The organism is Massilia sp. BHUDP2 (assembly GCF_046236355.1).
In the GTDB taxonomy this organism is placed as follows: Bacteria; Pseudomonadota; Gammaproteobacteria; order Burkholderiales; family Burkholderiaceae_D; genus Telluria; species Telluria varians.
The window spans coordinates 1,744,725-1,768,911 of the sequence record NZ_JBJUVW010000001.1 but is presented as its reverse complement, the minus strand read 5'-3'; the positions used below and the strand labels follow the sequence as shown (position 1 = coordinate 1,768,911).

The window sequence follows — 24,187 nt, the reverse complement described above, 5'->3', positions numbered from 1 at the left end:
TCAGTGTCGGTGCGCCGGGTCGTTGTCCTTGGCGCCGTGATACTCGAGGATCGACGCCGCCTTCTCGAGCCGCGATTCGTCGGCGGTGACGGTGACGACGCACTTGCCGATCTCCAGCCCCGGCGTGTACACGTCCTTGTAGTCGGTGCCGCCCTTCACCGCGGGCGAGTCGCCCACCGTGAAATTGGCTTCCGACGGACCGGCCTCGTCGCCGGTATGGCTGATCTCGATGCCGTCCCGGTCGAAGCCCGCGTCCAGCAGCGCCTCGCGCGCCCGCTCCGCATCCTGGAAGTTCTCGATCACACGTACGAGCTGCTTGTTCATGGTGCCTCCTTCGATTTCCTGTTGGAGAGACCGTACCAGAAATGCGCGCGGGCCGGCGCGTACGCTGCTTCTAGCGTCCCTTGTTAATCTGTTGCAGCAGCTTGAAGGCTTCGCTCTCCAGCACCGGCTGCGCATCCGCCAGCTCCTTGCTGGCCTTGACGTAGGCGGCGCGCTTGCGCTCCTTCTTCTCTTCCGGCGGCACGACCGGCTTCGCTCCCGGGAACATGATCTGCGGACCGCTGTTGTACTTTTGCTGGATGAGCTGCTTGCCGTAGGGCGTGTTGTAGAAGCGGGTCATCTCGGTCGCGGTATCGGCGGAGATCACCTTCGCCATCGGCAGCGCCAGACGCCGATGGACCTCGGCGGGCGGCGTGCGGTCGAGTTTGGCGAACACGTCCTTGCGTTGTGCTTCGCTCGGATAGCGGCTGCGCGCGGCGACGCCGCGCAGTGTTTTCTCGGCCTGCATGGCGGCCAGCAGGTCTTGCACGGCCTTGATGTGGGCAGGACTTTGCGCCGCAACCTGTGCCGGTGGCGCCGCGGAGGCGGCAAAGGCGGGGTTCACGGCGACCAGCGACAAGCCGAGCATGGCATGGACTGCAAACTTCATGGTTTTCCTTTCGGATGAGGATCTCATCGCGAATGATGCCATGTCCCAGCCTAAAGATATGCGTGGAAACTCACTTAAGGCTGGCTGCGCCACGCTAGCGCCCGATGCCGATGCCGATCCCCAGGCCGCTCCGTCCCCCGCTGCCGAAGCCGCCGAAGATCGAGGTCGATACGCCGCCGCGCCGGACACCGTCGCGCTCGGCCAGCTGGACGACGCAATTTCGCCAAGGGTCGGAATTGACTGCAAAACCCAGCTGGGTGCAGGCTGGTCCGAATTCGGTGATCAGGCGCTCCATCTCGGCTTGTTGCTGCATTGCCTTTTCCTGGGGCGTCGCACACCCGAGCAAGCAAAGGGCGCTTGCTGCCGTCACGATCAATGCGCGCATGGCGGTTCTCCCTATCTCAGGTTTGGTATCGCCAACTTACCGCGATGTGCAGAAAGGGGCAAGGTGCTCGACACTTGCCTTGACGTAGGAGCGCTCCTGCGGCGGCGTCCGCCCGGAACCTGGCGTGCCGCTCAGCGCCGCCTCGCTTGCGCACCTTCCAGATAGGCACGCAGCTCCTCGAAGCTGACGGCCCCGCGACCCCGGGTATCGATGGCGTCGAAATGCCGGGAGACGAATCCAAACCCTTTCGCCTCCTCGCGCGACAGCGTGCGGTTGCCATCCAGGTCGGCCGCCCGGAATTGCGCTTCCAGCTTGGCCAGCGCCTGCGCACGCAGTGCCGCCCCCGCCGCCGGCGACGCGTCGGCCGGACGGTTCCGCAAAGCCGGCGGAAGCTGGGCGTCGGCACCGAGCGGCACCTGCGCGTCAGTGAAGCCCGCCGTACCCAGGAGGAAGAAAAAGAGCAGCATGATCTTCATTGTGCCACCGATACGCTGTTGTAGAAAGCACGCAGATCCGCCTTCTGGAGGCGGCGCACGCGGTCGTCCAGGTAGCTCATGTGGCCGCTGTCGTAGTTGCGGATCTGGATGGCGTTGCCCGCACCCAGGCGCGCCAGGTCGAGCTCGGTCTGGTAGAAGGGCGTCGCCAAGTCATGGTAGCCGCTCATGGCGATCACCTTCAGCGACGGATTGAGCGTCAGGGCCGCGGCCAGGTCCGGAATCGTGTCCGGCAGCGTCTTGCCGTCGTGGCTGAAGTTCCACAGGTTGAGCACATTGTTGGAACTCACATAGGGCGTGAGCGCCGTATACCGCAGTTCGCTCTCGAGATAGGGGCGGATGGAGTCGACGAAGGCGCCGCCCACCAGCGTCATCGACGGATCGCCGCCTTGCGCCAGCGCACTGCCGACGGGCGCCCTCACCCGGGCATCGTAGCGCCCGATCACCTGGCCCGGCAGCAGGCGCGCGCGGTAGGCGCCGGGTGTCATCGACAGATCCTGGCGCCAGGTGAGCGTGGTCAGCCCGGCATAGGCGACCAGCTGCGCCAGCGTGGCCTCGCTCGGCGCCGCGCCGCTACCGATGAACGCATTCACCTCGCTGCGATAGCTGCCCGCCGCGAACGCGCGTGCGCCCTGCAATACCGACGAAAAATCGGTCGGCAGGCTGCCGTTCAGGTGGTAGCGCGAGACCGCGGCATAGCTCGGGATATAGCCTTCGCAGCTGGCCTGGCCGGGATTGAACATGCCGCAGTTGCTGTAGTAATTCATGGCGGCCGACTGCAGCATGACGCCGGCGACGCGCACCCCGGCGCTTTCCAGCAGGTTCGCCAGCACGGCCGTGCGCGGCGCGCCATAGGATTCGCCGTACAGGTAGAGCGGCGAGGCCTGCCGGTTGTTGGCCGCGAGGTAGCGGCGCACGAAGTCGCGGAAGGCCGCCGCGTCCTGGTCGACACCCCAGAACTGGGCATTGGTACGCGGCGCGATCGCCTGCGAATAACCGGTATCCACGGCGTCCACGAACACGAGGTCGGAATGCTCCAGCAGGGTTTCCTGGTTGTCGACCAGCGCCGGCGGACTGGCGGGCGGCTCGGTGGACGGGAAGCCCGTGGCCAGGCGGCGCGGCCCGAAGGAGCCCAGGTGCAGCCAGATCGAGGCAGAACCCGGCCCGCCGTTGTAGAAGAAGGTGAGCGGCCGCTGCGCCGCGGCTTGCGTGCCCGCGGTGTAGGCGACGTAAAAGAAGGACGCCGCCGGCTGGCCGGTTTGCAGGTCGGTGGCCGTCAGGTGGCCGGTGGTGGCGGTGTAGTCGAGCGCTTTGCCGTCGAGCGTGATGCGCGCCTGCACCTTGGCGGCGCCCTCCTGCGCGCTCGCCAGCGAGGCCGTGGCAGCGCCCGAGTAGACGACCGGGTCGGCGTAGCTGCCCGGCAGGGCCGGGACCGGCGGCGGCGCCTGTACCGGCGGCGCGGGCGCCGCGGCCGGGGCGCCGCCTCCACCGCCGCCGCACGCGGCCAGGGACGCTGCGAGCAGCAGGCTGGTCAAGACAGGTATCGGGCCGCTGGGGTACGACCGGCACACAGGAGTTTGACGGGCCATGATTATCCTGATGGAAACTGGCGGTAGGGCCGATTATGCGCCGACTGCAGGAAAACTCAACAGTAATTCAGCGGCGGAACGGGCCGCCTGACGCTCCATTTGATTACGCGCTCAGGAGCAGTCGATCTCGTGAAGCATCCAGGCAGACAAATGTCGCTCGCCATCGCCCTCCAGCAGGAGGGCGAGCTTCGCCAACACGACGATCAGCTCTTGCGTTTTTGGTCCGATATTAGTAAAGCGAATCGCGCTGCCGCTGTGGCAGAGCACTGTCATACGCGCCGCCATCGATCTGGCCGCGGGTGAGCGCGGCCAGCATCGTCCCCGGCGACGGTACGCCCGCGGTATCGTGCTCCTGGGGATGCCAGAGCCGCGAGCGCAGGATCGAACGCGCACATTGGAAGAAGACCTTGTCGACGGCAATGCGCAGGACGCAGATCGGCCGCTTGCCTTCGTGTTCGAACGATGCGAGCAAGTCCGGCTCGACGGAGATCTGCGCGCGGCCCCGCACCCGCAGGGTTTCGCCGACGCCCGGAATCATGAACAGCAGGCCGGCGCGCGGATCGGCGACCAGGTTGCGCAGGCTGTCGATGCGATTGTTCCCGCGCCGCTCCGGCAACAACAGCGTCTGTTCGTCGACGATGCGCACGATCGGTCCGGCGTCGCCACGCGGCGAGACGTCCAGTCCCTGCGGCCCGTTCGTGGCCAGCAGGGCGAAGCGCGCCTGCGCCAGCCAGCGCGCGTAGACAGGGTGCAGGCTGTCGGTTTCCTTGGCGAGCGACGGCGCCGCGACGTCGCCGAACAGGGCCTCCAGCGAGGCGAGGTCGGTCACGAGATGGTCGGTCATGGGCCTTCCGTTCAATCCGGCACCACGGCAGTCACTTCGATCTCGATGCGGGCGCGTTCTTCCATCAGCGCCGCCACCTGCACCGCGCTCATGGTCGGATAATGGCGCCCGATCACGTCCCGGTAGGCGGCGCCGAGCGCCGCGCCGGCCTGCAGGTATTCCTGCCGGTCGAGCACGTACCAGGTCATGCGCACGATGTGCTCGGGCCCGGCCCCTGCCTCCTTCAACACGGCGACCACGTTTTCCAGCGCCTGACGCGCCTGTGCCACGAAATCGTCGGTCTGGAAGCGGCACTCGGCATCCCAGCCGATCATGCCGCTCACGTAGACCTGGCGGCCGCGGGCGGCGACGCCGTTCGAGTAGCCCTTCGGGCGCACCCAGCCGGGTGGTTGCAGGATATCCATCAGTTCCCCTCCTGGGCCAGCAGTTCGCGCGCGATGATCAGGAGCTGCACTTCGCTCGTGCCCTCGTAGATGCGCAGCGCGCGGATTTCACGGTAGAGCGTCTCGACGGTCTCGCCGCTGACCACGCCCTGCCCGCCGAACAGTTGCACGGCCGCGTCGATCACCTGCTGGGCGGTCTCGGTCGCGGTCAGCTTGGCCATCGCGGCTTCTTTCGTGACACGCTTGCCCCCGTCGCGCAGCCAGGCCGCGCGGTAGGTCAGCAAGGCCGCTGCATCGATCCCGGTGGCCATCTGCGCCAGCTTGGCCTGGGTCAGCTGGAAGTCGGCCAGGGTCTTGCCGAACATCGCCCGTTCGCGGGCACGCTTCAAGGCTTCATCCAGCGCCCGGCGTGCGAAGCCGAGGCTGGCCGCCGCCACCGAGGTGCGGAACACGTCGAGCGTGGCCATCGCCACCTTGAAACCCTGCCCTTCCTCGCCGATGCGGTTGGCAAGCGGCACCCGGCAGGCCTTGAAGCGCAGGCGCGCCAGCGGGTGCGGGGCGATCACCTCGATGCGCTCGGCGATCTCGAAGCCGGGCGTGCCGGCTTCGACGATGAAGGCGGAGATGCCGCGCGAACCCCTGCTGCCCTCGCCGCCGCCGTCGCCGGTCCGTGCGAACACGACATAGAAGTCGGCGATGCCGCCGTTGGAGATCCAGGTCTTCTCGCCATCGAGCACGTAGCTGTCGCCATCGGGCCGGGCGGCGCACTGCATGGCGGCCACGTCCGAGCCGGCCTGCGGCTCGGACAGCGCGAAGGCGGCGATGGCCTGGCCGCCCGCCACGCGCGGCAGCCAGGTTTCCTGCTGCTCTGCCTTACCGAACAGCGAGATCGCGCCGCTGCCCAGTCCCTGCATGGCGAAGGCAAAATCCGCCAGGCCGGCATGGCGCGCCAGCGTTTCGCGGATCAGGCAGATGGCGCGGGTGTCGATCTGCCGGCCGGCGCCGCCAACGGCATGCTGCAGCCAGCCGCCGGCGCCGAGTTCCTTTACCAGCGCCCGGCAGGCAGCATCGACGTCGCGGCCATGCGCATGCTGCAAATGTTCACCCGCCCACGCATCGAGCGCCAAAGCCAGCGCGCGGTGACGCGGTTCCAGGAAGGGCCAGTCGAGGTAATCGCGGTCCGCCATCTCAATCCCCCTCGAAGCGCGGCGTGTCCCTGGCCACGAAGGCGTGGTAGGCACGGTGGAAGTCATTGGTCGCCATGCAGATCGCCTGGGCCTGGGCTTCGGCCTCGATGGCTTCGTCCACGCCCATGTTCCACTCCTGCTGCAGCATCTTCTTGGTCATGCCATGCGCGAAGGTCGGGCCGTTGGCGAGCGTTGCTGCGAAGGCCTGCGCTTCGCCCAGCACCGTATCCGGCTCACACAGGCGGTTGAAGAAGCCCCAGCGCTCCGCTTCCTCGCCCGTCAATGCGCGGCCGGTATAGAGCAGCTCGGCCGCCCTGCCCTGGCCGATCACGCGCGGCAGCAGCGCGCAGGCGCCCATGTCGCAGCCGGCCAGGCCGACGCGGGTGAACAGGAAGGCGGTCTTGCTGCGCGCGGTGCCGTAACGGATGTCGGAGGACAGGGCCAGGATCGCGCCGGCGCCGGCGCAGACCCCGTCCACGCTGGCGACGATCGGCTGCGGGCAGGCGCGCATCGCCTTGACCAGGTCGCCCGTCATGCGGGTAAAGGCCAGCAGGCCGGGCATGTCGAGTTTGGTGAGCGGGCCGATGATCTCGTGCACGTCGCCGCCCGAGCAGAAGTTCTCGCCCGCGCCGGCGATGACGATCGCCTTGACGTCGTCCGCGTAGGCCAGGGCGCGGAACAGGTCGCGCAGCTCGGCGTAGGACTCGAAGGTGAGCGGATTCTTGCGCTCCGGCCGGTTGAGAAGGATGGTCGCCACCCGGTCCTGCACGGCGTACTGGAAGTGGGTGGCCTGGTAGCCGGCAAGGCTGGCGCGGCTGCCCGGCAGCCGGTGCGCTTCGCCCGGTAGGTAATGCATGCGGTAACTCCTGATTAAATGGATTCAGCCTTCGAGCAGGCGTGCGGCCAGCTGCTGCGGCGTCAAACCGCTGCCGGCCGCCTGCATCTGGCGCTCGCGCTCCAGGTTGCGTTCGAGCTGCAGCTTGCCGGGGCGGTACTGGCGCGGCCAGGCGGCGCCGGCGTAGCCGATGCGCGCCGCCTCGTTCAACGTCCAGGCCGGGTTGGCCAGGTGCGGCCGGGCGACGGCGCACAGGTCGGCGCGGCCGGCCGAGACGATGCCGTTGACGTGGTCGGCCTCGTAGATGGAGCCGACCGCGATGGTGGGGATGCCGGCTTCGTTGCGGATACGGTCGGCGAACGGGGTCTGGAACATCCGTCCGTACACCGGCTTTTCTTCCTTGCTGACCTGGCCCGACGAGCAATCGATCATGTCCGCGCCCGCTTCCTTGAACAGGCGCGCGATCGCCACCGCATCATCCGGGGTAATGCCGCCCTCGACCCAGTCGTGGGCCGACAGGCGCACGCTGATCGGTTTGTCTGCGGGCCACACCGCGCGGATCGCGGCGAATACCTCGAGCGGATAGCGGCAGCGGTTTTCCAGGCTGCCGCCATAGGCGTCCTGGCGGCGGTTGGTCAGCGGCGAGATAAAACTCGACAGCAGGTAGCCGTGGGCGCAGTGCAGTTCCAGCCAGTCGAAGCCCGCCTCGTGCGCCGCCCGGGTGGCGCGCACGAAGTCGCGCTTGATGCGTTCCAGGTCCTCGGGCGTGGCTTCGCGCGCCAGCTGCGACACCCCTTTCAGGTATTGCTGGGGCGAGCTCGAGACCAGCGGCCAGTTGCCCTCCTCGAGCGGCAGGTCGATTCCGTCCCACATCGGCCGGGTCGAGCCCTTGGCGCCGGCGTGGCCCAGCTGCACGCCGATCTTCGCGTCGGAATTCGCGTGCACGAAGTCGACGATGCGCTTCCAGGCCGCCGTGTGTTCCTCCGTGTACAGGCCGGGGCAGCCGGGCGTGATGCGCGCATCGCTCGAGACGCAGGTCATCTCGGCCATCACCAGCGCCGCGCCACCGAGGGCGCGTGCGCCCAGGTGGGCCAGGTGGAAGTCGCCCACCGCGCCGTCCACCGCCGAGTACTGGGCCATCGGCGAGACGATCACGCGGTTCTTCAGCAGCACGCCGCGCACTTTATAGGGGGTGAACATCGGCGGCGTGAAACCGCTTGGCGCCGGCACGCTGGCCTGCGCCGCCGCCCGATCGGCGAACCAGCGCTCGAAGCCGGACACGTAGGCCGGGTCGCGCAGGCGCAGGTTTTCGTGCGACAGGCGCTGGCTGCGCGTGAGCAGCGAATAGGCGAACTGCTCGGCCTCCATGGCCGTGTAGCGCTTGACGTTCTCGAACCATTCCATCGAATTGCGCGCCGCGCTCTGCAACTTGAGCACCTCGACCCGGCGCGCTTCCTCGTAGGCGCCCAGGGCCTGTTCCATGGGCACGGCCGGGTCGTCGAGGCAGCGCGCCAGCTCGATCGCGTCTTCCAGCGCCAGCTTGGTGCCGGAGCCGATCGAGAAGTGCGCGGTGTGGGCGGCGTCGCCCATCAGGACCACCGGCACGCGGCGCCCATCGATCTCGTGGAAATAGACCCACTGGCGGCAGGCGATGCGCGGGAAGCGGATCCACATGCTGGAACCGCGCAGGTGGGCGGCATTGGCCATCAGCGGCTGGCCGTCGAGGTAGCGGGCGAACAGGCGCTCGCAGAAGGCCAGCGCCTCGCCCTGGTCCATCGCTTCCAGGCCGGCAGCCTGCCAGGTTTCCTCGGGTGTCTCTACGATAAATGTCGACGTGTCGCCGTCGTACTGGTAGGCGTGGGCCTGGAACCAGCCGTGTTCGGTCTCCTCGAAGGCGAAGGTGAAGGCGTCGAAGCGCTTGCGCGTGCCGAGCCAGACGAAGCGGCAGTGGCGCCGTTCGACTTCCGGCTGGAACACCTCGGCATAGCGCGTGCGTACCGCGCTGTTGACGCCGTCGCAGGCCACCACCAGGTCGGCCTGGCAGGTGCGCGCCAGCTCGGCGTCGTCGCGCACTTCGTGCTCGAATTCCAGCCGTACGCCCAGCGCGGCGCAGCGCTCCTGCAGGATGTTCAGCAGGCGCCTGCGGCCGATGCCGCAGAAGCCGTGCCCGCCGGACGTGACGCTGCGCCCCTTGAAGTGGACGTCGATCGCGTCCCAGTGGTTGAAGGACTGCAGGATGGCGCGTGCGCTCTCCTCGTCGGCCCCGGCCAGGTGACCGAGCGTCTGGTCGGAAAACACCACGCCCCAGCCGAAGGTGTCGCTGGCGCGGTTGCGCTCGACGACGGTGACGGCGTAGTCCGGGTGGCGCTTTTTCATCAGGAGGCCGAAATACAACCCGGCCGGACCGCCGCCCACGCACACTATGTTCATTCCCGCTCCCACTTAGGTGTTGCCGACATCTTACATGCGCGAATGCTTTAAGTGTCAAGCAATGTTGAGAGCAGCTTGCAAGCGGTATATCCGACAGCATTGTTTTAGTACAATACAGAAACGCCTGCACCTTCTTGGTGCATGGGCAACCGCACTCACCGAGACTGAATGAATCCTTTGCTCCAGCGCCTACGCCTGAACAGCCTGCGCAGCCGCCTGATGCTGCTGGTGGCGCTGGCGATCACCCCCATCGCCGTCATGACGGTGCTGGGCGGCGTGCGCGAACGCGAGGCGGCGATCCGCGCCTCCGAAGAGAATCTGCAGCGCCTGACCGGCATGGCCGCCGCCAACGAAGCCCAGTCGCTCGATCGCGCACGCCAGATCCTGGTGGACCTGGTCAGCGTGCCGGACCTGATGGGCCCGACCGAGCGCTGCAACGCGCTGCTGGCCGACGTCCTCGACCGTAACGAAGGCTATGCCAATTTCGGCCTCATCCAGCTGGGCGGCGAGGTGACCTGCAGCGCGGTGCCGATGCTGCACCCGGTGAACCTGGGCGACCGCAGCCACTTCCGGCGCGCCATCGCCGAACGCCGCTTCATCGCCGGCGACTACGTGTTCGGCCGGGTGATCCGGCGCCATACGATCAACCTCACCTACCCGGTCACCAACCGCAGCGGCCGGGTGGTGGCCGTGGTGTTCTCGGCCATGGACCTGGCCGGGCTCGACACCTTCGTCAACGAGATCAACCTGCCGGCCGGCTCGATCCTGGAGACGGCCGACGCCAACGGCCTCCTGATCTCGCGCCGGCCCGATCCGGAGCGCTGGTTCGGCAAGAAGATCAGCGCGCCCCTGCTCGCCGCCATGCGGGACCCGGCGCTGCGCCCGGTGCTGCTGCGCGGCGAGGACGGCATCGAGCGCCTGCATGCCTTTGCCCGCGTGGGCGGACCCTCGCTGTCGGAATACACGGTGACCATCGGCGTGCCGGTCGAAACCATCACCGCGGCGGCGCGCGAGGCCCAGCTGATGTCGCTGTTGGGCCTGGGCGTGACCACCATGCTGGCCTTGCTGGCCGCCTGGCTGGCCGGCGACATCCTGATCGTGCAGCGGGTGCGCAAGCTGATGGACACCGCGCGCCGCATCGCGGCCGGCGAGCTGCAGGCGCGTTCCGGCATCAGCTCCGGCAACGAGGAGATCGGCCGCCTGGCCGTCGCCCTCGACGAGATGGCGGCCGCCCTGCAGGCCAAGGAGGCGGCGCGCAGCCAGGCCGAACGCGAACTGCGCGCGGCCGACCAGCGCAAGGACGAATTCCTGGCGATGCTGGCCCACGAGCTGCGCAACCCGCTGGCGCCGATCAGCACCGGCGCTCACCTGCTCAAGCTGCTCCATTCGGACAACGCCCAGATCACCCAGACCTGCGCCATCATCGCGCGCCAGGTCGAGCACATGACCAGCCTGGTGGACGACCTGCTGGACGTGTCGCGCGTCACGCGCGGCCTGGTCTCGCTGTCGACCGGGGTGCTGGACCTGCGCAAGGTGGTCGACGACGCGGCCGAACAGATCCGCCCCCTGATTTCGGCGCGGCGCCACAAGGTGGTGCTCGACCTGCCGAGCGAGCCGGTGCGGGTGAAAGGCGACCACAAGCGCCTGGTGCAGGTGGTGGCCAACCTGCTGGGCAACGCCACCAAGTACACGCCCGAGGGCGGCCACATCACGCTGCGCCTGTTTGACGACGAGGACAGCTACGTGCTCACCGTCACCGACGACGGCATCGGCATGGAGCCGGCGCTGGTGGACCGCGTGTTCGACCTGTTCACCCAGGCCGAGCGCACCCCGGACCGCTCGCAGGGCGGCCTGGGCCTGGGCTTGGCGCTGGCGCGCAGCCTGGTCGAGCTGCACGGCGGCAGCGTCAGCGCGGCCAGCCCGGGACTCGGCAAGGGCAGCACCTTCACCGTGCACCTGCCGCGCTACGGGCCGGAAGCCGAGGTGCAGGTGCTCGATGTGGTCCGCCATGCGGCCGCCGCCCAGGCGCCGCTGCGCGTGCTGGTCGTAGACGACAACCTGGATGCCGCCCATACCCTCAACCTGTTCCTGGCCTCCAGCGGACACCGGGTCGAGATCGCCTACAACGCGCTGGACGCGATCGAGGTGGCGAAGGTGTTCTCGCCTCAGGTCTGCCTGCTCGACATCGGCCTGCCGGACATGGACGGCAACGAACTGGCGCGCCGCCTGCGCCGCCTGCCGCAGACCAGCGGCGCCCTGCTCGTCGCCGCCACCGGCTACGGCCGCCAGCAGGACCGCGATGCCGCCCGCGACGCCGGTTTCGACCATTACATGGTCAAGCCGGTCAATACGGTGCAGCTGAGCGAGCTGCTGGCCTCGGCCGGCGCCGCACCGGCCAACAGCTGAGGCAACAGGCCACACTCCCTGGGCGACGCCGCCCCGGCAGCGCTTCGCATATCATCGGGCTTTACATCGAGGGGCGCGCATGGGTGAAGTCGGGGTGGTGCTGGCCATGTTGGTGGCGGTGGTGGCGAGCGGCTACCTGGTACGGGTGCTGCCGATCGCCCTTCCGCTGCCCCTGGTCCAGATCGGGCTGGGCGTCCTGATCGCCAGCATGGGCTGGCATCCGGTGCGGCTCGATCCGCACACCTTCTTCATTTTGTTCCTGCCGCCGCTGCTGTTCCTGGACGGCTGGCGCATTCCCAAGGTCGGGCTGTTCCGCGACAAGAACGTGATCCTGGAACTGGCGCTCGGCCTAGTGCTGTTCACGGTAGTCGGCGCCGGCTTCCTGATCCACTGGCTGATCCCCGAGCTGCCGCTGGCCGTGTCCTTCGCGCTGGCCGCCATCCTGGCGCCGACCGATCCGGTGGCGGTCGGCTCGATCGCGGCGCGGGTGCCGATCCCGCCGCGCCTGATGCACATCCTGGAAGGCGAATCCCTGCTCAACGATGCGAGCGGCCTGGTGTGCTTCCGCTTCGCGGTGGCGGCGGCCCTCACCGGGACCTTCTCGCTGTCGAACGCCGCGCTCACCTTCCTGTGGGTGGCGCTGGCCGGCATCGCCTCGGGCGTGCTGGTCACGCTGGCCATGGGAGGCCTGCAGCGCCTGCTGGCCAAGCGCTTCGGCGAGGAGCCCGGCGCCCCGATCCTGCTCAACCTGCTGCTGCCCTTCGGCGCCTACCTGGTGGCCGAGCACATCGGCGCCTCGGGCATCCTGGCGGCGGTCGCCGCCGGCGTCACGATGAGCTACGTGGAGCTCAGCGGACGGGCGCTGGCCACCACCCGGGTGCGCCGCAACGTGGTCTGGGATACCGTGCAGTTCGCACTCAACGGCGTGATGTTCGTGCTGCTGGGCGAACAGCTGCCGGACATCGTGCGCGCCGCGGTGAACGGCCCGGACCTGGCGGTGCCGCGCGACTTCTGGTGGCTGGCGGGGCATGCGCTGGCGATCAGCTTCGGGCTGATCGTGCTGCGCCTGGTGTGGGTCTGGGTCTCGCTGCGGCTGTCCATGGCGGCAGCGCGGCGCCAGGGGCGTGCCGGCATCATGCCGCGCAAGCGCCTGATCCTGGCCACCTCGCTGGCCGGGGTGCGCGGCGCCATCACCCTGGCGGGCATCCTCACCCTGCCGCTGGCGCTGCCGGGGGGCGAACCCTTCCCGGGGCGCGACCTGGCGGTATTCCTGGCCAGCGCCGTCATCGTCATCTCCCTGGTGGTGGCCAGCATCGGCCTGCCGCGCGTCCTGCACGGGCTGGAACTGCCGCCGGAAACCACGCTCGATGCCGAGGAGGACCAGGCGCGCGAGGCGGCCGCACTGGCGGCGCTGGGCGCTATCGACAGCGCCGGCCCTCCCCAGCCCTTCGACGAGAAGGATGCCGACCTCCATGCCAGCGCCGCCGAGCAGGTGCGCGGCATGTACCAACACCGGCTCGGCGGGGCCGGCGACAGCCACCATCCGGGCCGGGCGCGGGTGGCCGAGGAAGCGGAACGCCACTACCGGCTGGCCGCGCTGGCGGCGGAGCGCAAGGTGCTGCTGCGGATGGCGCGCAACGGCCAGATTTCCGACGAGACAGCGCGCCGCCTGGTGCGCGAGATCGACCTGGTCGAGGCGCGCTACCAGCCCAGCCGCCAGCACTAAGTACTCGCCCCGAAATAAATGTGTTTTTGGCTTCCATAACCGGCGCGCTGCTGCGTTGGCTCCTGCTTGCAGTGCTCGCACTGCGGCGCACTCGCCGCCTTGCATCGCATCCGGTTCTGTTCGCCAAAATTCACATTTATTTCTTGTCGAGTACTTAGCGCACTACGTTAGCTCCCGTACGGCGCGGGTGCCGGCTTCGGCGTAGGATCGGGCAACCAGACTGGAAGGAAGCCCATGCACAGCGAAGAAAACGGCAGCGCCGACAACCCGCTCAGCGATCCACCCGCCGCCGCGAAAGCCGCCGGCCTGCGCTACGTCCACGACGACCGCCCCGGCATCCGGCGCGAAAAGTCCGGCGACGGATTCCGCTACCTCGACGCCGGCGGCGACCCGGTCACCGACGAAGCAAGCCTTGCCCGCATCAAGTCGCTGGTGATCCCGCCGGCCTGGACGGACGTGTGGATCTGCCCGCAGGCCAACGGCCACCTGCAGGCCACCGGCCGCGACGCCAGGGGGCGCAAGCAGTACCGCTACCACCCGAAGTGGCGCGCCGTGCGCGACGAGGTGAAGTACGAGCGCATGCTGAGCTTCGGCCAGGCCTTGCCGGCCATCCGCAAGGAAGTCGACCGCGCCCTGTCCCTGCCCGGCATGCCGCGCGAGAAAATGCTGGCCACCATCGTCTACCTGCTCGAGGCGACCATGATGCGCGTCGGCAACGAGGAATATGCGCGCACCAACAAGTCCTTCGGCTTGACGACCCTGCGCAACCGCCACGTCAAGGTGGACGGCAGCGACGTCGAGTTCCGCTTTCGCGGCAAGAGCGGCGTCTACCACAAGGTAGAGGTGCACGACCGCCGGGTGGCCCGCATCATCCGGCGCTCGCGCGACCTGCCCGGCCAGGAACTGTTTCAGTACGTGGACGACGAGGGCGAAACCCATAGCATCGACTCGAGCGACGTCAACGACTACCTGCGCTCGATCACCGGCGAGGACTACACCGCCAAGGATTTCCGCACCTGGTCGGGCACCGTGCTGGCCGCCCTGGCCCTGCAGGAGTTCGAGAAGTTCGACTCCGAGGCCCAGGCCAAGAAGAACATCGTGCGCGCGATCGAATCGGTGGCCGAAAAGCTCGGCAATACGCCCACGGTCTGCCGCAAGTGCTACGTGCACCCGGTGGTGCTCGACGCCTACCTCGACGGCGCCGTGCTGGAAACCCTGCGCGAGCGCACCGAGCAGGAACTGAAGGAGGACCTGCACGCCCTGCAGCCGGAAGAAGCCGCGGTGCTGGCCATGCTGCAGCAGCGCCTGCGCCATGAGCAGGAACAGGAGCAGAAGCGCGCCAGGGCCGTACCTGGAAAGACCGACAAACCCAAGCGCGCGCCGCGCCGCCGCAGCGCGCCCCAAGCCATGAGAGGAGCAGCATGAGCAAGCAGTCAGGATGGTCGATCGAGCAGGTCGCAGCTTTCGAGCACCAGGTGACCGGCGTCTCGGTCTCGGAGGACAACCGGATCTTCGTGAATTTCCCGCGCTGGACCGAGGACACTGCGGTGTCGGTGGCCGAAGTCGGCAAGGACGGCAGCCTGCGCCCCTACCCGGACGAGGAATGGAACGCCTGGCGCAACGCGCGCAAGGATGAACTGCCGCCCGACCGGCACTGGGTCTGCGTGCAGAGCATCGTCGCCGACGGCCGCGGCAGCCTGTGGGTGCTGGATCCGGCCGCGCCCGCGCAGGCCCACCTGGTATCGGGCGGCGCCAAGCTGGTGCAGATCGACCTGGCCACCGACCGGGTCAGCCGCAGCATCGCCTTCGACGAGGAAGCCGCCCCGCAGGGCTCCTACCTGAACGACGTGCGCTTCTCGAACGACGGCAAACATGCCTTCATCACCGATTCGGGCGTGGTCGGGGCGATCCTGGTCGTCGATCTTGCCGGCGGCAAGACGGTGCGCCTGCTCGACGGCCATCCGTCCACCCAGATGAAGAAGGGGCTGAACGTGAAGGCCGACGGCGAGGAGCTGCGCCGGCCGGACGGGCGCGGCGTCGAGTTCTCGGCCGACGGCATCGCCTTGTCCGATGACGGCCAGTGGCTGTACTGGCAGGCGATCAAGGGCGATACCCTGTACCGCATCGCCACCTCCACCCTGACCGGCAAGGGCATGCAGGGGCAGGACGTGGGCGAAGAAGTCGAGGAATACGGCAAGAACGGCGTCTCGGACGGCCTTCTGATCCTGCGCGGGACCAACCGGATGCTGCTCAGCGCGGTCGAGGACGATGCGGTGAAAGTGCGCGACCTCGACGCCGGGCCCGGCGGCCAGCCCGAGATCCTGGTGCAGGACAAGCGCCTGCGCTGGCCCGACACCTTCACCCAGGGTCCGGACGGCACGGTCTACGTGACCACCTCGCACATCCAGGATTCGGCCTTCTTCAAGCCGGATGCGCCGCCGGCGCTGCCGACCCAGTTGTGGAAGCTCAAGCCGGCAAACGCCTCATAGTCGCTGTCCGTATGGCCGCCGGTACCGTCCGGCGGCCTCTCCCGTCTCCGCAAAAGTCCTAGGCGCCCTGTCTAGATGACCAGGACAAATCAGGACACCCGCCTAGCCGAATCAGGATAGCCGGCTGATGCCGTTCCCCGCCCCGCTGCATTAACTTTGATCCAGCTTCTTACCAACTAACGCAGTTGTAGGGCCGGATCAAAGCGGGGTGATAGAAAATGGATGAATTCAGCGCATTTCTCGAATTGGCCGGCATGCTTGCCACCGACCCGCGCACAGTCCTGCTGTTCAGCCTCCTCATCTGGGCTGCCGTCACCGACGTGCGCAGCCGCCGCATTCCCAACAGGCTCACGATGACGGGCGTCGCCCTCGGGCTGCTGTACAGCGCCTTCGTGCCGTTCTGGCGCGACCATGGGCTGCTATGGTCGCTGGGCGGCGGCGGGGTTGCCCTGGCCCTGCTGTTCCCGCTGTGGATGCTGCGGGTACTGGGCGCCGGCGACGTCAAGCTGATGGCCATGGTCGGTACGCTGGTCGGACTGGATGCGATCACCGACGCCATGCTCGCCTCCTTGATCGCGGGCGGCATATTGGCCATCGGGTATTCCCTCTGGCACGGCAAGCTGCGCCTGATGTTCGCCAATGTCGGCCGCGTGTTCTACCAGGGCGGCGCTGCGCTCGTCACCCGTACTCCGCTGAGCGGCGCGCTGCAGGGCTGGGAATCGGTCGGCAAGCTGCCTTTCGGGCTCGCCATCGCGGCCGGGACCATCGCCAGCGTCGTCGGCCGGCATTTCGGTTTTCTCTGATTCCGCAGGGTGCACGCCATGAAGAACCTCAAAGCACTGATCTTCGCTGTCCTCGCCGTCGGACTTGGTCTGGCCGCGGCTGTCTACGCCAACACCTGGATCGGCCAGCGCGCCAACGTGGCGTCGAACAAGGTGGCGGTGGCCGCGGTGGACGTCGCGGCAGGCAGCCGCTTGACGCCGGAAATGCTGATGATGGTCGACTGGCCGAGCGCCTCGCTGCCGGCGGGAGCCGTCAACAATGCGGCCCTGCTCAAGGAGCGCGTCGTGAAGCTGGATGTGGTCAAAGGCGAGCCCATTATCGAGGGCAAGCTGGCGCCGGTGGGCACGAAAGGCGGGCTGTCGGCGGTGATTGCCGAGGGCAAGCGCGCCATGACGGTACGCGTCAACGAAGTCGTGGGCGTGGCTGGTTTCGCCCTGCCCGGCAACTACGTCGACATTCTCGTGCATGCCGAGCGCGATGGCGACGCCCGAGGCAATGGCAAGCCGATCAGCAAGACCGTGCTCGAACACGTACTGGTGCTGGCCGTGGCCCAGGAGGCGGGCCGCGACGACACCAAGCCCAAGGTCGTCAGCGCCGTCACCCTCGAGTTGTCGCTGGAAGACTCGGAAAAGCTCGACCTGGCGCGCAGCATCGGCACCCTGTCCCTGGTGCTGCGCAACCAGACCGACCCGGCCAAGGTGGACACCCGTGGCGCGACCAAGAGCGAACTGTTCGGCGAACCACAGATCGTCAAGGCCGCGGCGCCCGCCCGCCTACCGCGGCGCACCCCCGCCCCCAGGGTGGCGGCGGCGAGCGGTCCCTGCGTGGAAGTGATCGCCATGCCAGACGGCAGCGCACGCCTGAGCTGCTTCCGCTGAGACCGACTGCCGACAACCAGCCAACACCCGGAGAACATCCATGCGCCCCACTACACTCGCACTGCTGCTCGCCGCCGCCCTGAACGCCACCCCGGCCATTGCAGCGGCAGCCAAGCCGGCGGGCGCCTCGCGCGACACGGCCAGCCTGCGCAAGTGCAGCGCCACCGAAGTGAGCAAGCCGCTCTACGTTACCTTGGGCAAGTCGAGCGTCGTGGCCCTGCCCTACCAGGTCGCCCGGATCGTGGTCGGCGGCGCGCCGACCGGGCGCAACGTGGCCAACGCGGCGGCCGTGCCGAAGGCGGAGTCCGGCGAGGAAGGTCCTGGAAGATCCGCGCGTTCCAGCGGCGATGCGGACGGTGTGTCGGATGTCCAGATCACCCTGCTTGCGACGAATGAACTCTTCGTCCTGGGCCGCAAGCCCGGCGCCATGAACGTTATCCTCCAGGACACGACGGGGCGTTGCCATATCAGGGACATCATCGTCGCGGTCGACCCGGGCGCCCTGCAGGACATGCTGGCCGAGCTGGTTCCCGACGAGCGCGGCATCAAGGTCCGCGCCGCCGAGCAAAGCCTGGTGCTGACCGGCGAGGTCGGCGACAGCGTGACGCTCGACCAGGTCATGGCATTGGCCGCCTCTTACGGCGACGGCAAGAGGATCGTCAACCTGCTACGCGTCAGCAATGCCCAGCAGGTGATGTTGGAAGTAAAGATTGCCGAAGTGAGCAAGACCTTGCTCGACAAGCTGGGCGCCAGCGTCGGACTGACGCGCAACCGCAACGGCGGCCGCGATACCTTTTCAATGCTGTCCGACTTCCTGAGCGGCGGCGGCGGCCTGCTTGAGGCGATGCGCATCGGTCGTACGGCGGTCCAGGTCGACGGCCAGAAGGACGATGGCCTGGTGCGCGTACTGGCCGAGCCGAACATCATGGCCATCAGCGGCCAGCAGGCGAGCTTCCTCTCGGGTGGCAAGATTTTCATCCCGGTCGCACGGGAATCGGGTGCTGGCGGATTCGGCACCATCACGCTGGAAGAAAAGGAATTCGGCATCGGCGTCAAGTTCACGCCGACGGTGCTGGGCGGGAGCCGCATCAACCTGAAGATGGTGTCCGAGGTGTCGGACCTGTCCCAGACCGGCTCGCCGTTCACGACGATTTCGGGCCAGACCGCCATCCTGCCCTCGTTCTCGGTACGGCGCGCCGATACCACGGTGCAGCTCAACGACGGCCAGAGCTTCGTGATCGCCGGTCTCATCAAGAACGACGTCAGCCAGACGGTCAAGCGCTTTCCCGGACTGGGCGAAGTACCGGTGCTGGGCGCCCTGTTCCGCAGCACCGAGTTCCAGAAGGACCAGACCGAACTGATGTTCGTCATCACCCCGCGCCTCGTCAAGCCGCTAGCGGCGGCGCCGGCACTACCCACCGACAACCACGTCCTCCCGGAGCGCGCCGGCGTCTACCTGAACGGCGACCTGGAAGGCCGGCAACATCCCGGCGAAAGGAGCAAACCATGAAAACCCTCGCGCTACTGTGCGCGGCGATGACGGCGGCCGGCTGCGCCCACTCGCCCACCCCACAGTACGACATGCGCTTCGGCGAGGCGGTCCGCACGGCGCGCCTGGCGATGACGATCGACCCGAACGCCGCTGCCAGGGGCGACGCCGCCGGGGGACTCGACGGCCGCGCCGCAAGGGAAGCGATCAAGCGCTACCAGGATTCGTTCAAGGAACCGCCACCGGTCACCACCGTCATCAACATCGGCGGGATGACGGGCGGTGGCGGCGCCGCCAAGTGACACGCAGTAAATGCATTCGCAGTACCCGAAACTCCCGCTGTGCCCGCAGTACCCGGACAGGCATGTTGCCTGACGGTTTTTCCATGACCACCTGAAAGGAAATGACCATGAACACCATCACCGCAGCCAAGCAACTGTTCGCCAATTTCGCCCGCGAGGAAGACGGCGCCCAGGTCGTCGAGTACGGCCTGATCATCGCCGTGGTCTCGATCGCCCTGGTCGTCGCCCTGGCCAAGCTCGCCGGCGACGGCACAACCGGCGGCCCGTTCTCGGACTTTATCGACCGCGTGGAAGCTTGCCTGACCACGGCGACCTGCGAATAAGCATCACTCGCAACTGCGGCGCGGGCAGCGCAGGAAGCGCGCTGCCTGGCCCGCCGCTCTCACCTGACGACGCCAACACCAGGAGCCCATCATGCATGCGGGAATCGTACGGATAAGCAAGCAGCGCGGCGCCTTCATCGTCACCGTCTGTTTGATGCTGTTCTTCCTGCTCGGTTTCATCGGCATCGCCCTCGATTTCGGCCGCCTGTTCATCGTCAAGACCGAACTGCAGACCGCCACCGATGCCTGCGCGCTGGCGGCGGCGCAGGAGCTGGACCGCCAGCCCGACGCCCTGGTGCGCGCCACCAATGCCGGCCTCGCTGCGGGCAACGCCAACGGCGTGGTCATGCAGTCGGGTAACTGGAACGGCAGGGGCCGGCTGAATGCGAACAACCTGAGCTTCCGCGACGCCAACCACACCCTGACCACCACGCCGGACCAGGCGCGCTACGCACGCTGCGAGCACACCCAGCGCGCCACCGCCACGCCCCTGCTCAGGATGCTGGCCGTATTCGGCAACAATGCGGTGGCGGATGCCGGGGCCGACGTCTTCGCCCGCGCGGAAGCGACCCTGGCACCATCGCAGTCCACTTGCCCGCTGCCGCTGGCCCTGAAACCCAGGCTGCCGGGCGTCAAGCCCGACTACGGCTTCGTCAAGGGAGAATGGCTCACCCTGCTGAGCAAGGGTAGCGCGACCAATGGCCAGATCGGCTGGGCCAACCTGGACGGGAGCAACAACGCCTCCGAAACCGAGGCCGAGCTAAAAGGATATTGCGGCACCCGGGTCAACGACCAGCTGGGAACGCCGGGCGTACAGCAATCGGTCGCCGACGTCTGGAACGCCCGCTTCGGCATCTACAAGAACAATAGCGGGCCGGACCGGGCCCAACCCGATTACACAGGCTATGTCTACACCGCCAAGAACCATGCGCCGGGAAGAAATGCCCTGGCCGATTTCCAGGCCAAGCGCCTCGCGTTCGCCGCCTGCGCTGCGTCGCTGGCGGCCTGCGAAACGGCGACCGGCATCAAGCTGAACTCCTTCCAGTCGCTGGCGACGCCGGGCAGCGGCGGCGAGCTGCGGCGCTATGGCGGCAACCGCCGCATCGCCCCGGTGCCGGTGGTGAACGGCGCCAACAAGGTCGTCGATTTCGCCTGCATGCTGATGCTGCAGCCCGTACCCTCGCCGATGGCGGACGTCCAGCTCGAATACCTGGGCAACGCCTCCGAGCCCGGCAGCCCCTGCATCGCCAGCGGGTTGCCCGGCGGCAGCGCCGGACCGCTGGTGCCGGTGCTGGTCCTGTGAGGAGTCCATCATGACACGTCAACGCGGCGTCGCCCTGGTCGAATTCGCGCTCATCCTGCCCTTCCTGCTGGTCATGCTCGTGATGACCGCCGAACTGGGACGCGCCATCTACCATTACGGCGAGCTCGCCAAGTCGGTGCGCGAGGCCGCCCGCTACCTCTCGGTGCGCGCACCGGGCACGGGGATTGCCCAGGCCCGGAACATCGTCGTGTACGGCAGGCCGGAGGGCGCCTCGCGCGCCTCCATACCCGGGCTCAGCGCCAGTAACGTTCCCGACCCGGTCTGGGCCACGACCGGCAGCTACCCGACGGTCAACACCGTCACCGTCACCGTCCAGAACTACCGGTTCGTCCCGATGCTCGGCAATGTATTCGGTGCCCGGTTCGAGATCCTGAGCTTCGGCCCGATCCGGGCCACCATGCGGAGCCCGACATGAACTCTTCCATCCGCAACAGGCAGGGCGGCGCCACCATCGTCGAATTCTCGCTGGCGCTGCTGACCTTCCTGATGTTCACGCTCGGCCTGCTCGACTTCGCGCGCCTGCTGCATACCTGGAGCGCGGCCAGCGAAGTCACCCGTCTTGGCGCGCGTTTCGCCGTGGCCTGCGCCGACACCGGCAACCGCGACCTGGTGCTGGCCCGGATGCAGGGCCTGCTCCCCCAGGTGAACGCCATCGACCTCGCCTGGGCTCCGGTCGGCTGCACTGCCGCCACGTGCGAAAGCGTCACGGTCTCGATCACGGGACTACGCTTCAACTGGATCGCCCCTATTCCCGCTTCGATCGGCGACCGGATCATCGCGATGCCCGGATTCTCCACTTATCTTCCGCGCGAAATGATGCGCCAGGATCCGCACAGCGCGGTCGATTGCTAAATCTCTCCCGAGGCCACCACCATGAAGATCATCATCGTATCCGACGACACCAGTTTTCTCCAGCAGGCCAGTGCGCACCTCACGCGCAGCAGCTACGATCTTGTCCGCCTGCGCCTTGCGGAGCTGCACGCCAGCACCAAGAACAATGCACCCGACCTCGTGCTGTTCGACGCCGGCATCCGCGGCCGCGCCGTGCTGGCGGAAGCGGAAAGCCTGTCGCTGCGCCATCCGCAGGTCGCGATCCTGCTCGCCTGCGACAGGCCCGCGCCGGAGTTCCTGCTCGACGCGATGCGCGCCGGCGTGCGCGAAGTCGTCCCCTTGTCGCAGCTGAAGGAACTGCTGGTCGGGGCGGTCGAGCGCGTTGCCGCCAAGCGCGCGGCGACGCGCGGTCCAGCTCTCGGCCGCATCCATGCCTTCGTCGGCAGCTGTGGAGGCAGCGGGACCACCTTCCTGGCGACCAACTTCGGGCACCAGATGGCACAGACCCACAAGACCCTGTTGATCGACCTGAACCTGCAGTTCGGCGACGCGCTCGGCTTCGTGCAGGAAAAGCGGCCCCAGGCCACGATCGCCGACCTGGCGCGCGACCTCAACCGCCTCGATGCCGCCCTGCTCGAGGGGGTGGCGGTCAAGGTGTCGGACAATTTCAGCATCCTGGCGGCGCCGAACGAACCGGCGCAGGCCGCCGACATCCGGGCCGAGCATGTCGAAGCCATCCTGAAGCAGGCGGTTACCCAGTATGACGCGGTGCTGCTCGACCTTCCCCGCCATCTGGACGAGATCATGGTGGCGGCGCTGGACCTGGCCTCGACGACCTTCGTGGTGCTCCAGGCCAGCGTGCCGCAACTGCGCAATGCGGACCGGTTGCTGTCGATCCTGCGCTCGCTGGAGTATGCGACCGACAATGTCGAGCTGATCGTCAACCGCTACGACAAGCGCAGCGAAGTCACGCTGGAACAGGTGCAGCGTACCCTCGGCTCCTTTCCGATCCACACCATCGCGAATGGCTGGCGCCAGGTAAGCAGCGCGATCAACCAGGGCGTGCCCCTGGTACAGGTGGAGCGCAAGCATGGGGTGATCCGCAACCTCGTCGCCCTGGCCGCGGCCCTGAATCCGCCCAGGGAACCCCAGCTGGGGATGGTGGAACGCCTGTTCAAGCGCGCCTGAGTGGAGGATGCCATGTCACTACGCGACAAGTTCAGCGCCAGGCGGGACGATCCCGAGCGCGCACCCATGCCGGACACCCGGCGCGACGAATACAAGCAGCTGAAGGAACACATGCACCTGAAGCTGCTCGACCAGTTCGACCTGGGCGTGCTCGAGACGCTGCCGCCCGACCTGCTGCGCCAGGAGATCGCCAGCGCCATCGACCGCCTGCTGGCGCAGGAGCCGGCCCCGGTGAGCGCCGTCGAGCGGCGCATGCTGGTGCGCGACATCCAGCACGAGATGCTCGGCTTCGGGCCGATCGAACTGCTGATGGCCGACCCCAGCGTGTCCGACATCCTGGTCAATGCCCACGACCAGATCTACGTCGAGCGGCGCGGACGTCTCGAGCTCACGGACGTCAGCTTCACCGACGACAAGCACCTGATGCGCATCATCGACAAGATCGTGTCGCTGGTCGGCCGGCGCATTGACGAGTCGAGCCCGATGGTCGACGCCAGGCTGCCGGACGGTTCGCGCGTGAACGCGGTGATCCCGCCGATTGCCCTGGACGGTCCGATGATGTCGATCCGCCGCTTCGCCCACATTCCCTTGAAGATGGAAAACCTGGTCGAAGACACCCGCAGCCTCACGCCCGAAATGGCCGAGATGTTGCGCGGTCTCGGACAAGCCAAGGTCAACATGCTGATCTCGGGCGGCACCGGGGCCGGCAAGACCACCTTGCTGAACATTCTGTCCGGCTTCATTCCGGCTTCCGAGCGCCTGGTGACGATCGAGGACGCCGCCGAACTGCAGCTGCAGCAGCCACACGTAGTGCGCCTCGAGACGCGCCCGATGAACATCGAAGGCAAGGGCGAGATCACGGCGCGCGCCCTGGTCAAGAACGCCCTGCGGATGCGCCCGGACCGCATCATCATCGGCGAGGTGCGTGGCGCCGAAGCGGTGGACATGCTGCAGGCGATGAACACCGGCCACGAAGGCTCGCTCACGACGATCCACGCCAACACCCCGCGCGACGCGATCTCCCGGCTCGAGAACATGATCGGGATGGCCAACCTGAACCTGCCGCACAAGGCTGCCCGCCAGCAGATCGCATCGGCGATCACGGTGGTGATCCAGGCGCTGCGCCTGACCGACGGCCAGCGCAAGATCACCAGCATCCAGGAGATCACCGGGCTTGAGGGCGAGGTGATCACCATGCAGGAGATCTTCGCCTTCCACCAGACCGGCGTCGACGCCAAGGGCAAGATCGTCGGTCATTTCCAGGCCACCGGCATCCGGCCGCGCTTTGCGGAACGGTTGCAGGCATTCGGGATCTCCCTGCCCGACCGGATGTTCGATCCAAGCCGACGCTACAGCTGATTAAGGAGCCT

The 24,187-nt window shown here is 67.6% G+C and carries 24 protein-coding genes; 14 read left to right on the top strand and 10 right to left on the bottom strand.

All coding sequences use genetic code 11. The annotated features are described in order from the left end of the window. The 10 genes from ACK6C6_RS07980 to ACK6C6_RS07935 all read right to left on the bottom strand — a co-directional run bounded on the left by ACK6C6_RS07980 (position 1) and on the right by ACK6C6_RS07935 (position 9,078). Positions 1-324, bottom strand: coding sequence for a hypothetical protein (locus ACK6C6_RS07980; protein ID WP_409266763.1), 324 nt, complete (start codon positions 322-324; stop codon positions 1-3). 70 nt (positions 325-394) lie between these two features. After that, positions 395-931 (bottom strand): hypothetical protein, encoded by a 537-nt coding sequence (locus ACK6C6_RS07975; RefSeq protein ID WP_409266762.1) that lies wholly within the window; start codon positions 929-931, stop codon positions 395-397. Positions 932-1,025: 94 nt separating this feature from the next. Then, positions 1,026-1,244 carry a hypothetical protein gene (locus tag ACK6C6_RS07970; protein ID WP_051306099.1) on the bottom strand — a complete coding sequence of 73 codons (219 nt, stop codon included), beginning with the start codon at positions 1,242-1,244 and terminating at the stop codon, positions 1,026-1,028. A 203-nt stretch (positions 1,245-1,447) separates the two neighbouring features. Beyond that, complete coding sequence (locus ACK6C6_RS07965) at positions 1,448-1,792, bottom strand: hypothetical protein (RefSeq protein ID WP_409266760.1); 345 nt, start codon at positions 1,790-1,792, stop codon at positions 1,448-1,450. After that, entirely contained in the window at positions 1,789-3,399 is a 1,611-nt protein-coding gene (locus ACK6C6_RS07960; protein WP_409266758.1) for a S10 family serine carboxypeptidase-like protein, read from the bottom strand. Before ACK6C6_RS07960 ends, ACK6C6_RS07965 begins: the two co-directional genes overlap by 4 nt. 229 nt (positions 3,400-3,628) lie before the next feature. Next, positions 3,629-4,243, bottom strand: a complete 615-nt coding sequence (locus tag ACK6C6_RS07955) for a pyridoxamine 5'-phosphate oxidase family protein (protein WP_409266756.1) — start codon at positions 4,241-4,243, stop codon at positions 3,629-3,631. A gap of 11 nt (positions 4,244-4,254) precedes the next feature. Then, positions 4,255-4,647 (bottom strand): RidA family protein, encoded by a 393-nt coding sequence (locus ACK6C6_RS07950; RefSeq protein ID WP_209586255.1) that lies wholly within the window; start codon positions 4,645-4,647, stop codon positions 4,255-4,257. Then, entirely contained in the window at positions 4,647-5,813 is a 1,167-nt protein-coding gene (locus ACK6C6_RS07945) for an acyl-CoA dehydrogenase family protein (RefSeq protein ID WP_409266755.1), read from the bottom strand. The genes ACK6C6_RS07950 and ACK6C6_RS07945 overlap by 1 nt, the downstream gene beginning before the upstream one ends. Position 5,814: 1 nt before the next feature. Then, positions 5,815-6,669, bottom strand: coding sequence for an enoyl-CoA hydratase family protein (locus tag ACK6C6_RS07940; RefSeq protein ID WP_409266753.1), 855 nt, complete (start codon positions 6,667-6,669; stop codon positions 5,815-5,817). Positions 6,670-6,693: 24 nt separating this feature from the next. Further along, positions 6,694-9,078, bottom strand: coding sequence for a bifunctional salicylyl-CoA 5-hydroxylase/oxidoreductase (locus tag ACK6C6_RS07935; protein WP_409266752.1), 2,385 nt, complete (start codon positions 9,076-9,078; stop codon positions 6,694-6,696). Positions 9,079-9,246: 168 nt separating this feature from the next. On the opposite strand from ACK6C6_RS07935, the gene ACK6C6_RS07930 reads away from it, so the two are divergent. The 14 genes from ACK6C6_RS07930 to ACK6C6_RS07865 all read left to right on the top strand — a co-directional run bounded on the left by ACK6C6_RS07930 (position 9,247) and on the right by ACK6C6_RS07865 (position 24,176). Next, positions 9,247-11,484, top strand: coding sequence for an ATP-binding protein (locus ACK6C6_RS07930; RefSeq protein WP_409266751.1), 2,238 nt, complete (start codon positions 9,247-9,249; stop codon positions 11,482-11,484). A gap of 79 nt (positions 11,485-11,563) precedes the next feature. Continuing rightward, entirely contained in the window at positions 11,564-13,210 is a 1,647-nt protein-coding gene (locus ACK6C6_RS07925) for a Na+/H+ antiporter (protein ID WP_409266749.1), read from the top strand. Between the two features lie 234 nt (positions 13,211-13,444). After that, on the top strand, positions 13,445-14,635 hold the full coding sequence (locus ACK6C6_RS07920) for a DNA topoisomerase IB (RefSeq protein WP_209586249.1): 1,191 nt from the start codon (positions 13,445-13,447) through the stop codon (positions 14,633-14,635). Further along, complete coding sequence (locus ACK6C6_RS07915) at positions 14,632-15,699, top strand: L-dopachrome tautomerase-related protein (protein ID WP_409266748.1); 1,068 nt, start codon at positions 14,632-14,634, stop codon at positions 15,697-15,699. The genes ACK6C6_RS07920 and ACK6C6_RS07915 overlap by 4 nt, the downstream gene beginning before the upstream one ends. A gap of 218 nt (positions 15,700-15,917) precedes the next feature. Beyond that, positions 15,918-16,502, top strand: coding sequence for a prepilin peptidase (locus ACK6C6_RS07910; protein WP_409266747.1), 585 nt, complete (start codon positions 15,918-15,920; stop codon positions 16,500-16,502). 18 nt (positions 16,503-16,520) lie between these two features. Further along, the gene (gene cpaB, locus ACK6C6_RS07905) at positions 16,521-17,360 is read left to right on the top strand and encodes a Flp pilus assembly protein CpaB (RefSeq protein WP_409266746.1); all 840 of its coding nucleotides are present in this window, start codon (positions 16,521-16,523) and stop codon (positions 17,358-17,360) included. A 40-nt stretch (positions 17,361-17,400) separates the two neighbouring features. Next, entirely contained in the window at positions 17,401-18,870 is a 1,470-nt protein-coding gene (locus tag ACK6C6_RS07900; protein ID WP_409266744.1) for a type II and III secretion system protein family protein, read from the top strand. Then, on the top strand, positions 18,867-19,151 hold the full coding sequence (locus tag ACK6C6_RS07895; protein WP_409266743.1) for a hypothetical protein: 285 nt from the start codon (positions 18,867-18,869) through the stop codon (positions 19,149-19,151). The genes ACK6C6_RS07900 and ACK6C6_RS07895 overlap by 4 nt, the downstream gene beginning before the upstream one ends. A gap of 107 nt (positions 19,152-19,258) precedes the next feature. Next, positions 19,259-19,474, top strand: a complete 216-nt coding sequence (locus ACK6C6_RS07890; protein ID WP_409266741.1) for a Flp family type IVb pilin — start codon at positions 19,259-19,261, stop codon at positions 19,472-19,474. 91 nt (positions 19,475-19,565) lie between these two features. Continuing rightward, positions 19,566-20,777, top strand: a complete 1,212-nt coding sequence (locus tag ACK6C6_RS07885) for a pilus assembly protein TadG-related protein (protein ID WP_409266739.1) — start codon at positions 19,566-19,568, stop codon at positions 20,775-20,777. Between the two features lie 10 nt (positions 20,778-20,787). Continuing rightward, positions 20,788-21,213: a TadE/TadG family type IV pilus assembly protein gene (locus ACK6C6_RS07880; protein ID WP_209586241.1), complete on the top strand. Its 426-nt coding sequence runs from the start codon at positions 20,788-20,790 to the stop codon at positions 21,211-21,213. Further along, positions 21,210-21,650, top strand: a complete 441-nt coding sequence (locus ACK6C6_RS07875) for a TadE/TadG family type IV pilus assembly protein (RefSeq protein WP_409266737.1) — start codon at positions 21,210-21,212, stop codon at positions 21,648-21,650. Before ACK6C6_RS07880 ends, ACK6C6_RS07875 begins: the two co-directional genes overlap by 4 nt. Before the next feature lie 21 nt (positions 21,651-21,671). Continuing rightward, on the top strand, positions 21,672-22,817 hold the full coding sequence (locus tag ACK6C6_RS07870) for a CpaE family protein (RefSeq protein WP_409266735.1): 1,146 nt from the start codon (positions 21,672-21,674) through the stop codon (positions 22,815-22,817). A 12-nt stretch (positions 22,818-22,829) separates the two neighbouring features. After that, positions 22,830-24,176: a CpaF family protein gene (locus ACK6C6_RS07865; protein ID WP_409266733.1), complete on the top strand. Its 1,347-nt coding sequence runs from the start codon at positions 22,830-22,832 to the stop codon at positions 24,174-24,176. The last annotated feature ends 11 nt before the right edge of the window (positions 24,177-24,187 follow it).